Origin of the sequence: Nonomuraea sp. NPDC050153, from assembly GCF_044460125.1 — a bacterium.
Classification (GTDB): Bacteria; Actinomycetota; Actinomycetes; order Streptosporangiales; family Streptosporangiaceae; genus Nonomuraea.
The window spans coordinates 67890-81522 of record NZ_JBITJQ010000016.1; the positions used below are offsets into that span (position 1 = coordinate 67890).

Annotated in this window: 13 protein-coding genes; 6 read left to right on the plus strand and 7 right to left on the minus strand. The window is 73.0% G+C overall.

Going from position 1 to position 13633, the window contains the following annotated elements:
* Positions 1 to 27: 27 nt before the first annotated feature.
* From ACIBQ1_RS33485 to ACIBQ1_RS33495, 3 genes are all read right to left on the minus strand, one after another.
* Positions 28 to 1506 (minus strand): SDR family oxidoreductase, encoded by a 1479-nt coding sequence (locus tag ACIBQ1_RS33485; protein WP_397283297.1) that lies wholly within the window; start codon positions 1504 to 1506, stop codon positions 28 to 30.
* 143 nt (positions 1507 to 1649) lie between these two features.
* Entirely contained in the window at positions 1650 to 1850 is a 201-nt protein-coding gene (locus ACIBQ1_RS33490; protein WP_397283298.1) for a ferredoxin, read from the minus strand.
* Positions 1851 to 1862: 12 nt separating this feature from the next.
* Entirely contained in the window at positions 1863 to 3077 is a 1215-nt protein-coding gene (locus ACIBQ1_RS33495; protein ID WP_397283299.1) for a cytochrome P450, read from the minus strand.
* 274 nt (positions 3078 to 3351) lie between these two features.
* Between ACIBQ1_RS33495 and ACIBQ1_RS33500 the strand changes: the two genes are divergently transcribed.
* Together ACIBQ1_RS33500 and ACIBQ1_RS33505 are read left to right on the plus strand one after the other, a co-directional pair.
* Positions 3352 to 3918: a TetR/AcrR family transcriptional regulator gene (locus ACIBQ1_RS33500; RefSeq protein ID WP_397283300.1), complete on the plus strand. Its 567-nt coding sequence runs from the start codon at positions 3352 to 3354 to the stop codon at positions 3916 to 3918.
* A 53-nt stretch (positions 3919 to 3971) separates the two neighbouring features.
* A complete protein-coding gene (locus tag ACIBQ1_RS33505) occupies positions 3972 to 4838 on the plus strand; it encodes an alpha/beta fold hydrolase (protein ID WP_397283301.1) in 867 nt (288 codons plus the stop codon).
* 12 nt (positions 4839 to 4850) lie between these two features.
* On the opposite strand, the gene ACIBQ1_RS33510 is transcribed toward ACIBQ1_RS33505, so the two are convergent.
* The 3 genes from ACIBQ1_RS33510 to ACIBQ1_RS33520 form a co-directional block, all read right to left on the minus strand.
* A complete protein-coding gene (locus tag ACIBQ1_RS33510; protein ID WP_397283302.1) occupies positions 4851 to 6014 on the minus strand; it encodes an NAD-dependent formate dehydrogenase in 1164 nt (387 codons plus the stop codon).
* A 95-nt stretch (positions 6015 to 6109) separates the two neighbouring features.
* Positions 6110 to 7060, minus strand: a complete 951-nt coding sequence (locus ACIBQ1_RS33515; RefSeq protein ID WP_397283303.1) for a LysR family transcriptional regulator — start codon at positions 7058 to 7060, stop codon at positions 6110 to 6112.
* A 49-nt stretch (positions 7061 to 7109) separates the two neighbouring features.
* Entirely contained in the window at positions 7110 to 7925 is an 816-nt protein-coding gene (locus ACIBQ1_RS33520; RefSeq protein WP_397283304.1) for an alpha/beta fold hydrolase, read from the minus strand.
* Between the two features lie 108 nt (positions 7926 to 8033).
* Between ACIBQ1_RS33520 and ACIBQ1_RS33525 the strand changes: the two genes are divergently transcribed.
* Positions 8034 to 8948 (plus strand): SDR family oxidoreductase, encoded by a 915-nt coding sequence (locus ACIBQ1_RS33525; protein WP_397283305.1) that lies wholly within the window; start codon positions 8034 to 8036, stop codon positions 8946 to 8948.
* Here ACIBQ1_RS33525 and ACIBQ1_RS33530 read toward each other — a convergent pair.
* Complete coding sequence (locus ACIBQ1_RS33530; RefSeq protein WP_397283306.1) at positions 8939 to 9436, minus strand: NUDIX domain-containing protein; 498 nt, start codon at positions 9434 to 9436, stop codon at positions 8939 to 8941. The genes ACIBQ1_RS33525 and ACIBQ1_RS33530 overlap by 10 nt on opposite strands.
* 402 nt (positions 9437 to 9838) lie before the next feature.
* Between ACIBQ1_RS33530 and ACIBQ1_RS33535 the strand changes: the two genes are divergently transcribed.
* From ACIBQ1_RS33535 to ACIBQ1_RS33545, 3 genes are all read left to right on the plus strand, one after another.
* Positions 9839 to 10507 (plus strand): fasciclin domain-containing protein, encoded by a 669-nt coding sequence (locus tag ACIBQ1_RS33535; RefSeq protein WP_397283307.1) that lies wholly within the window; start codon positions 9839 to 9841, stop codon positions 10505 to 10507.
* Positions 10508 to 10642: 135 nt separating this feature from the next.
* Positions 10643 to 11884: an FAD-dependent monooxygenase gene (locus tag ACIBQ1_RS33540; protein WP_397283308.1), complete on the plus strand. Its 1242-nt coding sequence runs from the start codon at positions 10643 to 10645 to the stop codon at positions 11882 to 11884.
* Positions 11877 to 13628, plus strand: a complete 1752-nt coding sequence (locus ACIBQ1_RS33545; protein ID WP_397283309.1) for a hypothetical protein — start codon at positions 11877 to 11879, stop codon at positions 13626 to 13628. The genes ACIBQ1_RS33540 and ACIBQ1_RS33545 overlap by 8 nt, the downstream gene beginning before the upstream one ends.
* Positions 13629 to 13633 lie beyond the last annotated feature (5 nt).

Sequence of the window (13633 nt, forward strand, 5' to 3'; positions counted from 1 at the left end):
GCGGGCCGCCCCCGCTCGGCCTGGACCTCATCTCGGGGTTCTCCGGCCGAGCTGCCGGGCCCGCGCCGCGGCCGCCACGTTGACGGGCATGCGCCCGAAGACCAGGCCGTGGAAGGGGGAGATCGCCCACCAGTACAGGTGGCCGAGCAGGCCGCGCGGGTGGAAGATCGCCCGCTGGCGGTAGTAGGTGCGGTCGCCGGAACGGGAGACGCCGAGCTCCAGCCAGGCCAGGCCCGGCAGCCGCATCTCGGCGCGCAGGCGCAGCAGGCGGCCGGGCAGCACCTCCTCCACCCGCCAGAAGTCGACGGCGTCGCCCACCCTCAGCCGGTGCTCGTCGCGCCGCCCGCGGCGCAGTCCCACACCGCCGGACAGCCTGTCCAGCAGGCCGCGCAGGCGCCAGGCGACCGGCAGGGAGTACCAGCCGTTGGGGCCGCCGATGCCCTCGATCACCTGCCACAACGCCTCCGGCCCCGCGGCCACCCGGATGGCGCGGCAGTCGGTGTAGAGGCTGCCGCCCGCCCAGTCGGGGTCGGTCGGCAGCGGATCGCTCGGGGCGCCCGGCGTGGCGGCCGACGACCAGCGGGTGGCCACGTCCGCCTCCTTGATCTTCTTGAGCGCCAGCGACACGGCCTCGCGGAAACCGATCAGCCCCTCCTCGGGGTCGGGCACGTACCGGGCGATGTCGTGCTCGCCGCAGACCGCCTCGTTGCGCAGCGACTCGACCAGCGGCCGCGCGATCCCCGAGGGGACCGGGGTGACCAGGCCCACCCACAGGCTCGACAACCTCGGGGTCAGCACCCGCACCGGAATGATCAGGCGGTGGGGCAGGCCGGCCACGGACGCGTACCCCTGCATCATGTCGCCGTAGGTCAGCACGTCCGGGCCGCCGACGTCGAACCCGCGGTTGACCTCGCCGGGCACCTCCGCCCAGGCGGTGAGGTAGCGCAGCACGTCCCGTACGGCGATGGGCTGCGTACGGCTGCGCACCCAGCGGGGCGTCGTCATGACCGGCAGCCGTTCGGTGAGGTGGCGCAGCATCTCGAAGGACGCCGAACCCGAGCCGATGATCACCGCGGCCCGCAGCACCACCGCCGGCACGCCCGACCCGAGGAAGATCTCACCCACCTCGGCCCTGGAGCGCAGGTGCGGCGATAGCCGCTCGCCCGGGACCAGCCCGCCGAGGTAGACGATGCGGCGCACCCCGGCCTCCTCGGCCGCCGCCGCGAAGGTCCGGGCCGCCCTGCGGTCGTCCTCGGCGAACCGCCCCGACCCGCCCATCGCGTGGATCAGGTAGTAGGCCACGTCGACGCCGTCCAGGGCCGCCCGCGTCCGTGTGGGATCGGTGGCGTCGGCCTCGGCCACCTGCGTCCGCGCCATCCACGGCAGATCCCGCAGCCTGCCGGGCGAGCGCGCCATGCAGCGGACCTCGTGCCCGGCCGCGAGCAGCTCGGGGACCAACCGGCCGCCGATGTAGCCGGTCGCCCCGGTGACCAGGCAACGCGCCATCTCCGTGCCCCTCCACAGCCGGTGACCCTCTTATGCCTGTTCCATCCGGCGTCGCGGGGAATCGGGAACCAGCGCAAAGATGACTTTGCCGTGGACCGCCCGAGTCGAGCGCGCCCGCCCGGCCGGGCGGGCGCGCTCAGGCTTCAGGCGTCCTCGACCACCTGGATGGCGGCCGCCGGGCAGACGGCGGCGGCCTCACGCACGGCGGCGTGCCGATCCGCGGCGGGCTCGGCCTCCAGCAGGATCACGATGCCGTCGTCCTCGTTCTGGTCGAACACCTCCGGCGCGATCAGCACGCACTGGCCCGCGCCGCAGCACTTGACCTCGTCCACGATGACTTTCATCCGAGACTCCTCCTACCAGCGAACCGGGACCTGGCGCAGGCCGCCGACCACGAGGCCCTCCACCCGGTGCAGCTCCTCCACCGGCACGGCCAGCTCCAGGGTGGGGAGCCTGCGCAGCAGCACCTCCAGGACGACCTGCAGCTCGGTGCGGGCCAGGGACTGGCCCAGGCAGGAGTGGGCGCCGGAGCCGAAGGCCAGGTGCGGGTTCGGGCTGCGGGTCAGGTCCATCTCGGGAGCCGCCTCGAAGACGCTCTCGTCGCGGTTGGCGGCGGCCATGCTGCAGATCACCGTCGTGCCGCGGGGCAGCACCGTGCCGCTGACCTCGGTCTCCTCCTTCAGGTAGCGGGGCAGGCCGAAGCCGGAGTTGGCGTCGAAGCGCAGCACCTCCTCCACCGCCGTGCGCACCAGCGACGGGTCGGCCAGCAGCCGCTCCCAGCGGGTGCGGTCGGCCAGCAGCATCCCCACCATCTTGCCGATCATGTTCGCGGTGGTCTCGTGCCCGGCGACGAGCAGCCCCATCCCGGTGGCCAGCAGCTCGACGTCGCTCAGGCCCTCGCCCTCGGCCGCGCTCGCCTCGATCAGCTCGCTGAGCAGGTCGTCGCCCGGCTCGGCCCGCTTGGCGGCCACGTGCTCGGACATGTACTGGATGAACTCGGCCTGCGAGGCGTCGGTCTCCGCCTGGGTGAACTTGGTCAGGTTGAGCAGGCTGTCCGACCAGTGGGCGAAGCGGTCCCGGTCGGACGCGGGCACGCCGAGCAGGTCGCAGATCACGTACACGGGCAGCGGGAAGCCCAGGGACGCCTTGAGGTCGCCCGGCGCGCCGTGCTCGACCATGTCGTCGATGAGCTGCTCGGCCATCGCCTCCATGGCGGGCCGCAGCGACGACATGCGCTTGGCGGTGAAGTACTTGCCGACCAGGCGTCGCCAGCGCTGGTGCGGCTCGCCGCTGTCCGGGATGACCGCCGCCATCTCACTGCTGAACAGCCCGCCGTCCTCGTTGGCCGACAGCCGGGCCGCGTCCGGCGCGTTCAGCAGGCGGCTGAAGCGCGGGTCGGCCAGCACCTGCTTGACGTCCTCGTACCGGGTGAGCAGCGTGGCCTCGTCGCCGCTGGGCAGTGTCACCCGCGCGACCGGGCACTTCCCCCGCAGCTCCGCCCACTCGGAGGGCGGCTCCAGCGCCGCCTCACTCGGGATCGGGTAGCTCAGGACCTGCTCGCTCTGCGTCATTGCGGTATCTCCTCCGATGGGTGTTCTCGCTGGTCAGGTGATGGGTGTCACCGCAAGCCGGGGTGAGCGCGGCGTCTCCGGCATCGGCGTCCTCTCGGAAGCGGCGACGGCGCGCTCTGGCGATGCGAACCCAGGCCGCGGGGGTGACGTGCGGCAGCAACCGGACTACATCGTCCGGTTGTAACCGTAGCCCCGCCTTCTGCGTGTGTCGAGTGGGCGGGACGATCGCGGTAGGGGATACCGGACGATATCGTCCGGTTGATACCGTACTGCCATGGCCAACACGCGTCGACCCAACAGAGGCCCCAGCGCCGCCGCCGGGAACCGGGCGGCGCTGATCGCGGCGGCCCGCGAGCTGTTCGCGACCGACGGCTTCGACGCGCCGCTCACCTCGATCGCGAAGGCGGCCGGTGTCGGCCAGGGCAGCCTCTACCGGCACTTCCCCGACCGGGTCAGCCTCGCGCTGGCCGTGTTCGACGACGGCATCAGGGCGCTGGAGGCGCTGGCCGCCGACCCCGCCGCCACGCTCGACGACGTGCTGGAGCTGATGACCGAGCAGGCCATCGCCTCGACGGCGTTCATCGCGATGGTCAGCGCCACGGATCCGCGCATCATGCGCCTGCGTTACCAGGTGGAGGCGCTGCTGGAGGACCCGCTGGCCAGGGCGTGGGAGGCCGGTCTCGTCCGCGAGCAGGTCACCACCGAGGACCTGGTGACGGCCCTCGGCATGATCGCGGGGCTGCTCGCCAAGATACCGGCGGACATGCGGCGCGAGACCGCCGACCGGGCGTGGCTGCTGCTCCGCAAGGGCTTGGAGCCCCCGGTGGCTCCCGGCCGATGAGTTCCGCCGCTCCCGACGGTCTAGATTCGCAGAAGACGAGAAGGAGCGACCACATGACCGAGCTCAAGACCCACACCCTTGAGGTCCCCGGCTGCGTGCTGCACTACGACGTGCGGGAGGCCGGCGCGGGCGCCGGGCCGATCCTGCTGATGATCGGCTCGCCGATGGGCGCCGACGGGTTCGTCACCCTGGCCGGGCACTTCCAGGATCGTACGGTGGTGACCTACGACCCGCGCGGCATCGGGCGGAGCACCCGCACCGACGGCGCCGACGAGTCGACGCCCGACCTGCACGCCGACGACCTGCACCGGCTGATCGGCGCGCTCGGCGGCGGGCCGGTGGACATCTTCGCCAGCAGCGGCGGCGCCGTGAACGGGCTGGCGCTGGTGGCCCGGCATCCGGAGCAGGTGCGCACGCTCGTGGCCCACGAACCTCCGGCCGCCCAGACCCTCCCGGATCGGGAGCAGGCGCTGGCCGCGGTGGTGGACATCCGCGACACGTACGAGCGGGAGGGCGTCGGACCGGCGATGATGAAGTTCTTCGCGATCACCGGTCTGCGGGGCGAGGTCCCGGCCGACTTCGCCGACCAGCCCGTGCAGAACCCCGCAGACTTCGGCCTGCCCGCGCAGGACGACGGCTCCCGCGACGACCCGCTGCTCGGGCAGAACCTCATGACCTGCACGCACCACGAGCACGACTTCGACGCCCTGCGCGCCGCCTCGACCCGCATCGTCGTGGGCGTCGGGGCCGAATCGGAGGGCGAGCTGGCGCACCGCTCGGGCGTGGCGGTCGCCGAACGGCTCGGCACGAAGCCCGTGACCTTCCCCAGCCACCACGGGGGTTTCCTCGGCGACGAGTTCGGCATGAGGGGCGACCCGGACGCCTTCGCCGTCACGCTGCGCCAGACCCTGGCCGAGTGACCGGCTGACGCCTCAGCGCGTCCGGGTCGTGTAGGAGTGGGCCCCGGCTCCGGCCAGGGCGCCACCCTCGACGATCAGGTACTCCTCGCGGATCGGGGTGCCCTCCAGCCAGGATTCGAGGATCTCGCGGGTCCCGGCCGCGTACCGGGCCTGGGCCGACAGGGAGGAGCCGGAGATGTGCGGGGTCATGCCGTGGTGCGGCATGGTCCGCCAGGGGTGGCCGGCCGGGGCGGGCTGGGGGTACCAGACGTCGCCGGCGTAGCCGGCGAGCTGCCCGCTCTCCAGGGCGCGCACGATCGCGTCGCGATCGGCGATCTTGGCGCGGGCGGTGTTGACCAGGTAGGCGCCGCGCTTCATCGAGCCGATCAGCTTGTCGCCGAACAGGCCCTCGGTCTGGGGGTGCAGCGGCGCGTTGACGGTCACCACGTCGCAGAGCGGGACCATGGCGGCGGCGTCGGGGTGGAAGGTGAGCCCGAGCTCCTCCTCGACCTCGGCCGGCAGGCGGTGCTTGTCGGTGTAGTGCAGGTGCACGTCGAACGGCTTGAGCCGGCGCAGCACGGCCAGTCCGATGCGGCCGGCGGCGACGGTGCCGACGTGCATGCCCTCGACGTCGTAGGAGCGGGCGACCACGTCGGCGATGTTCCAGCCGCCGTCGAGCACGGTCCGGTGGGCGGGCAGGTAGTTGCGTACCAGGGACAGGATCATCATCACGACGTGCTCGGCGACGCTGATGCTGTTGCAGTAGGTGACCTCGGCGACGGTGATCCCGCGGGCGATGGCGGCGTCGAGGTCGACGTGGTCGGAGCCGATGCCGGCGGTGATGGCCAGCTTCAGCTTGGGCGCGCGGGCGATGCGCTCGGCGGTCAGGTACGCGGGCCAGAACGGCTGGGAGATGACCACGTCGGCGTCGGCCAGTTCGCGGTCGAAGGCGGAGTCGTCGGTGTCCTTGTCGGAGGTGACCACCAGGGTGTGGCCGCGTTCTTCCAGGAAGCGGCGCAGGCCCAGCTCGCCGGAGACGCTGCCGAGCAGGTGCCCGGGGGTGAAGTCGATCGCCTTGGGGCTGGGCAGCGTCTGGCCGCCCGGGTAGCCGGCCAGCTCGGGCAGGCCGTCTCGCGCGTAGGTGGTCGGGTACCCGTCGATCGGGTCGTCGTACAGCACGCACAGCACCTTGGCCATGGTCTCGGCTCCTCGTCGGTCGAAGGTGATCTCACTGTCCGCCGACGTATATCCGCAGGTCAAAGCGTTTGCTTCTATCGGGTGATAGAGCCCGTCTATGCCAGGTGATCCCGGGTCAGCCGGTCGAACACCTCGCGCAGATCGAGATCGCGGGCGATGTCCAGCAGCGCCCGCGCCATCACCGACTCCGGGCCCGTGCCGGCCAGCACGAGCCCCACGCGCGGCTCCCGGGCGGCCCGCTCCAGCCGGACGACCCGCATGCCCTCGGGCACCCCGAACATGTGCAGCCACGCGTGCGCGATGACGCTGGACCAGCGGTGGGTCGCCACGTGGGCGAACAGGGCCGAGACGGTGTCGGTCTCGATCGCGGGCACGGCCACCGCCCCGGCCTGCCGGAAGTTGACGTCCAGGATGCGGCGGTTGCGCATCTCGGGGGCCAGCAGGCACAGCGGCAGCGCGGCCACCTCCGCCCAGCGCGCCACCCGCCGGTCGGCCAGCTCGCCGTCGGACGGCGTCAGCAGCAGGTAGCGCTCCTCGTACAGGGGGTGCACCTCGCCGAACCCCTCCTCGTCGTCGAGGTACGTCATCGCCATGTCGATCTCGAACTCGGCCAGCCGCCGCGTGATCTCCCGTGACGACAGGGAGGTCAGCAGCACCCGTACATGCGGGTACCGCTCGCAGAACGGCGTGGTCAGCAGCGAGGCGGCGGTCAGCGCGGTCGGGATCGCGCCCATCCGCAACGTGCCCGACAGCCCCTCGCGCATCTTCGACAGGTCCTGGCGCAGGGCGTCGGCGTCGGCGAGGATCCGGTGCGCCCACAGCAGCACCCGCTCGCCCTCCGGGGTCAGCCCGGCGAAGCGCTGCCCGCGCCGGACGAGGGGCACGTCCAGCTCGCGTTCGAGCTTGCGGATGGCCGCCGACAGCGACGGCTGGGAGACGTGACAGGCCGCGGCGGCGCGGGCGAAATGCCGCTCCCGGGCCAGGGCCACCAGATACTCCAACTGGCGCAACAGCACGCCACAGAATGCCCCGCGCGCGGGCGCCACGTCCATCCCCTTCCGCCGGGGGCGCCGCGCATGCGCGTGAGACCCCCGGTCAGGGCGCGCTGAGCACCTCGATCAGCTGCTTGGCGAACTCCTCGGGGGCGTCGGTGAAGCTGTGCCCGCCCGGGAACTCGACCAGTTCGAGCCCGAGCCGCTCCGCCAGCACCGCGGCGGGCCGGTACGGCAGATGCCCCCTGCTCTCGCGTCCGGCGGCCAGGACCAGCCGGTCGGAGGCGCGGCCGAGCGCGGCCAGGTCGGGCACGTGCGAGGTGAACTGCCGCAACTCGTGCTCCATCATGATCGGCGCGTTGCTCGTCAGCCGGGCCGTCATCTCGGCGGCCCGGGGAGGCAGCGAGGCGGGGTCCGGCAGCGGCCGGAGGGTGCCGCCGATGCCCTCCATGAACCGGGCGGACGCGGCCGCGAGCCCCTGCTCGCGGAAGAGCCGGTGGACCTCCTCGACAAAGGCCAGCTGCGCGGGGGCGTCGGGGAGGACGGCGAAGCACGGCGGCTCGTGCGCGACCAGGCGGCGCACCCGCCCGGGGTGCCGGGAGAGCAGGTCGAGGCCGACGATGGCGCCGCTGCTGCCGCCGAAGACGTAGGCGGGCCGGTCGGGGGTGACGGCGTCGAGCAGCCGGCGGGCGTCCTCGCTCTGCACCTCGACCCGCTGGTCCGCGGCCGGGCCGTCGAGGCGGCTGCGGGAGTAGCCGCGCGGGTCGACGGTGATGAGCGTGAAGTGCCCGGCGAGCGGGCCGGTCAGCGCGTCGAAGATCGCCGCGTCACCGCCGCCGCCCGGCAGCAGGAGGAGCGCGGGTCCGCTGCCGCTGACCTCGTGGTAAAGCGTGGCGCCTGGTACGTCCAGCGTGGCCATGATGATCCCCTTTCGAGCGATTCCTAGGCATCCTAGCTTATTTCCTAGGGCTCCTAGGCTTATAAAAGATGACACTAGCTGTCGGGTTTTGTCTCTAGCGTCTGGAGCATGAGCAACACGTTGAAGGGCAAGGTCGCGCTGGTCGCCGGTGGCACGCGCGGCGCGGGACGGGGCATCGCGGTGGAGCTGGGGGCGGCGGGCGCGACCGTGTACGTGACCGGCCGGACCACGCGCGAGAACCGGTCCGAGTACGGCCGTCCCGAGACCATCGAGGAGACCGCCGAGCTGGTGAACGAGGCAGGAGGGGAAGGGATCGCCGTCCAGGTCGATCATCTGGAGCACGAGCAGGTGCGGGCTCTCGTCGAGCGCGTCGAGCGCGACCACGGGCGCCTGGACGTGCTGGTCAACGACATCTGGGGCGGAGAGCTACTGGCGGAGTGGGAAACCCCGCTGTGGAAGCATGACCTCGACGGCGGGCTGCGGCTCCTCCGGCTCGCCGTCGACACCCACATCATCACCAGCCACTACGCGCTGCCCCTGCTGATCCGGCGCCCGGGGGGCCTGGTGGTGGAGATGACCGACGGCACCAAGGAGTACAACGACGGCAACTACCGCGTCTCCTTCTTCTACGACCACGCCAAGAGCGCCGTGATCAGGCTCGGTTTCGCGCAGGCCCACGAGCTGCGGCCGTACGGCTGCGCGGCCGTGGCGCTGACGCCCGGCTGGCTGCGCTCGGAGCTGATGCTGGACCTGTACGAGGTCACCGAGGACAACTGGCGCGACGCCACCGCCCGCGAGCCGCACTTCGTGATCTCCGAGACGCCCCGCTACGTCGGCAGGGCGGTCGCCGCCCTGGCCGCGGACCCCGACGTGATGCGCTGGAGCGGCCAGTCGCTGTCCGGGGCGCGACTCGCCCACGAGTACGGCTTCACCGACGTGGACGGCTCGCGGCCGGACGGCTGGCGCTATCTGGTCGAGGTCCAGGACAAGGGCGGTCCCGCGGACGCGACCGGCTACCGCTGAGAGCCGGCCGGCGGGCTGAAGGGCAGGTAGACGGTGCGGGCATCCTTGCGTGCCCGCCGCGCCGCCGGGACGCGGGCGGTGGTGGTGGCGGGGAGCAGCCGGGCCGCCTCGTCCCAGGAGAAGAAGCCGAAGTCGTCGAGCTCCGAGGTCTGCAGGACGATCTGGCCCGGGTCGGTGACGGTGCCGCCGTCGAACAGGAAGTTGATCATGCTCTGCGGCCGGTCGTCCATGGGCGGTATCCAGTCCACCACCAGGAGCCCGGTCACCGCCACGCGCAGCCCGAGCTCCTCGTCGATCTCGCGGACGGCGCACTCGTGGGGGAGCTCGTCGGCCTCGATGATGCCGCCGGGGATCGACCAGTAGGGCCGGTAGTTGGGCTTGACCATGAGGACCCGGTCCTCGGTGTCGGTCAGCAGCACGCACGCCGAGGCGTAGAACGCCGGAAGCGTCGCGTACCACTCCGCTGGCTCCAGGAACGACTTGCTCATCCGTTCACGCTACCCGTTCCACCCGCGAGATCCCGGTCGCCACGCGTCAGCCCATCCGCCTGGCTCCTCGCGCACGGGCCGCCTCCCCGCCGCCGCGGTTCCCCGGCTGACCGGCTGTCGTCGATCCCCACCCCGCTCACGGCGGCCGGTCGTCTGAACGCTCTCGGTTTCGTAAAGGGACCTGGGCCCCGGAGGGCCGGGTGCGACGCGTTCCAAACCTGCGGGAAGACGCGGCGGGCAAAAGTTATGATGTGCGGCTTTTGTGGCCTTTTAGGCGAAATGTAACTCCGGTGTTCTCGATGGCTGCCCACACTGGAGGGGCAGCCGGGGTGCGAGCCCGGGGCTGCGTTCGAGCCGTGGCGAGTTCGCCCGCCGCGGCACTCCGAACTCGGGGGGATCACAGTGAAACGAGTGCTTCTCGCGGCGGCGTTGGCGCTGGCCGCCGGTGCCACTGGTACCGCCGGCGCGGCTGTCCACATGCGTACGCCGGCGCCGTCACCGGAGGAGACCTCCATACCGGAGGTGTCGCCCACCACGCCAGAGATGTCGCCCACCTCACCGGAGATGTCGCCCTCTCCTCCGGAGATGTCGCCCTCGCCGGGCGCCGCCGTAAGCCCGTCCGGTCCCGGATGCGCCGCGATCGAGAGCGACCTGGCCGAGATCGCCGACCAGCCGGCCGGCACCGCCATCTCCAAGCTCACCGAGCTCTCCATGGTGTCGGCGGCCGTGAAGGCGGCCGGGCTCGAGGAGAAGCTGAACTCCGCCAAGGACATCACGCTCTTCGCGCCGGACAACAAGGCGTTCGACGCGATCCCGAAGGAAGTCCGGGACAAGCTCATGGCCAACAAGGACGTGCTGACCAAGCTGCTGTCCTACCACGTGGTGACGGGCAAGAAGGCGCCGTCCGACCTGGTGGAGGGCGCCGACCTCAAGACCATGCAGGGCGCGTCCCTGACCGTGAAGGGCTCCGGCGACAACCTCACGATCAACGACGCCAAGATCGTCTGCGGCGGCGTGACGACGAGCAACGCCACCGTCTACATCGTCGACAAGGTCCTGATGCCCCACTGACGGGACCTGGCCTTCGGAACGGGGAGCGCGGTCGCCAGCGGCCGCGCTCCCCACCCGCACTTCTTGAGCGATTGCTTAAATCCGTCTAAGGTCGGATTAAGCAGTCGCTCAAAACGGAGGTCGGGGGTGCGGTTCATGCCTGCTGCGGTCGTGGTCGGCGGGGGGATCGGCGGGCTGGCGGCGGCAATCGCGCTGCATCGGATCGGCTGGCGGGTGACCGTGCTGGAGCGGGCCGGGGAGTTCGGCGAGATCGGGGCGGGGCTGGCGCTCTGGCCGAACGCCACGCGCGCCCTCGCCGCCCTGGGCCTGGCCGAGCGGGTACGCGCAATCGCCGCCGTGGAGACCGCGGGCGGGGTGCGGGACCGGGCCGGGCGGTGGCTGTTCAGGACGGACAACTCCGACGTCGCGCGGCGGCACGGCCGGCCGCTGCTCATGGTGCACCGGGCCGAGCTGGTACGGGTGCTCGTGGCGGCACTGCCCGCGGACCTGCTGCGGCCGGGCGGCGAGGTGCGCGCCGTGTGGCCGGACGGCGACGGGGCGGTGGTCGAGCACCGGGACGGGCGGGTGCGCGCGGATCTGGTGGTGGGGGCCGACGGGATCCGCAGCCGGGTGCGGCGGCAGTGCTGGCCGGAGGCCCGGCCGCCCCGATATGCCGGGTGCACGGCGTGGCGGGCGGTGACCGAGCCGCTGGACGGGCGGGGAGCCGAGGGGGCGCTGTTCTGGGGGCGGGGCGAGCGATTCGGGTTCGCCGCGCTGCCCGGCGGGCGGTTCTACTGTTTCGCGGCGGCCCGGGCGCCCGAAGGTGGCGAGGAGGACGCGTCCGCCGGGTTCGCGCGCAGGTTCGGCGGCTGGCCCGATCCCGTGCCCGAACTGCTTGCGGCGGTGCCCGAGGGCGCCGTGCTGCGGCACGACGTGTACGCGGTGCCGCCACTGGCCTCCTACGTTCGGGGGAGGGCGGTGCTGCTGGGGGACGCGGCGCACGCGATGGATCCGGCGCTGGGGCAGGGTGCGGGCACCGCGCTGGAGGACGCGGTCACGCTGGCCGCCTGCCTGCGGGCGGACCCGGACGTGGACGTGGCGCTCGCGCGGTACGACCGGGCACGGCGGCCCCGCACCCGGGCGATCGTGCGCCGGTCGGCCCGGATGGGCGCGGCGTCCCTGGTGGCATGGCCACCGGGGGCGTGGTCACGGAACCTGCTCGCCCGCCTGGTGCCGCCCGGCCTGCTGCTGCGTTCGATGGACCCCGTCCTCGGATGGACACCACCCGAGCTGCCCGAGCCGGCTGAGCTGCCTGGGCCGGCCGAGCGGGTCGAGCCGGCTGAACGGGCGGCTGAGGCGGTGCCCGCGCCGGGGGGAAGGCCGGGTGGCGATGCCTGACTGGACGTACCAGCCGCTGCGGGGCATCGCGGGGGCGCTGCTGGGCGTGCGGCGGTCGCGGCGGATGGCGCTGCGGACGCTGGCCTGGACGGGATCGCTGCCCGGCGGCGGGCGGATGATCGCGGGGCTGCTCGGGCACCGGCACCCGCCGGCGCACCTGGCGGGCACCGCGGGCGGGGTCGCGGTATGCAGCCGCTTGGGGGCGGTGGTGCCGCCGGAGGTGGCCCGGGACGCCGTACGCGCGCTGCCGCCGCTCGGGGCGGGGCTCATCGTGGTGGAGCCGGTCGGGCTCGCGGACGTGGCGCTCGTACGGGAGGCGGCGGCGGGCAGGCGGGTGCCGGTGCTGGTCCGCACGGGGGACCCGGCCGCGACCGCCGCCCTGGCACCGCACGTGGACGCGGTCCTACCGCCGGACCACGAGGAGAACCGACGGCCGGGGCACGGGGAGAACCGCCGACCGGACCACGAGAGGAGCCGCCGGCCGGGGCTCGATGTGGAGGCCCGTCCGGAGGACGGCGTGGACGTCGTCCAGCTCGTTTCCCCGTCCGTCGGAGCGGCGGTCCGGGTCCTCGCCGATCCCGCCAAGGTCGTGCTCGCCACACCGGCCCTGCTCGTCGAGGCGGGGCCCGGGTGGTTCGGGCGGGTGATGGAGGCGGCGACCCCCACCACGCCCGCCCCCTCGCTGTGGCCCGCCGGCCGCGACCCCCGCCGCTGGCCCGCCTGGTGGTGGGGGCTGATGGCCGGCGCCGTCATCGCGGTCGCCGGGCTCGTGGCCGCGGCGGTCGCGCTCGGGCCGGTCCTGCTCTGGTACGACCGCGCCTTCCTCGGCATGGACCAGGAGGCGTTACACGCCGTCAACCACCACCTGGTCCACTTCCTGCGACACGACCGGATCACGCTGGCGGGCACCATGGTGGCCGTCGGAGTCCTCCACATGGGGCTCACCGCCGGGGGCATGCGCCGCGGGTGGCCGTGGGCACGCGAGGCATACCTGGTCTCCGGGGCGATCGGGTTCGCCGCCGTGCCCTACCTCTTCACCCACGGGTACGTCGAGCCGCTGCACACGGCGCTGGCCGCCGTGCTCCTGCCCATGTTCCTGGCCGCGGCCCGGCGGCCCCGGGACCGCCCGCGGTGGATCTCCCGCCCGGAGGGACCCGAACGCGAACGCCGCCGGGCGCTCACCGGCCAGCTCCTCATGGTGATCACCGGGATCGGCCTGTTCGCCGGCGGCGTGGCCGTGTCGGCCGTCGGCCTCGGCGGTGTCTTCGTCCCGAGCGACCTGGAGTACCTGAGAACCGGGCCGGACACGCTGCGGGCGGCCGGCACGCGGCTGCTGCCGTTCATCGCGCACGACAGGGCGGGGTTCGGCGGGTCGCTGATGGCCGCCGCGGCGGCCATCACCCTGCTGAGCGCCTGGGGGTGGCGGCGCGGCGAGGCATGGGTGTGGTGGACGCTGACGCTCGCGGCCGTCGCCGGTTTCGTGCCCGCCGTCGTCACCCACCTGGCCATCGGGTACGTCGACCTCGGGCACCTCGCGCCGGTCCTGTTCGGCATGGCCCTCACCGCGATCGCCCTGACGCTCTCCCGCCCGTACCTGTGCTCCGCACAGGCTGCCGCGTCACGGAGAACGGGCGGCCGCGGCGGCGAAGAGCACGTCACGTCCGGCGGCACCTGTACGAGCGCGGAGGAAGGCTTTCTCGGGGCCGAGGCCACGGCTCCGCGACAGGACGCCGCCGCCTCCTGACCCCT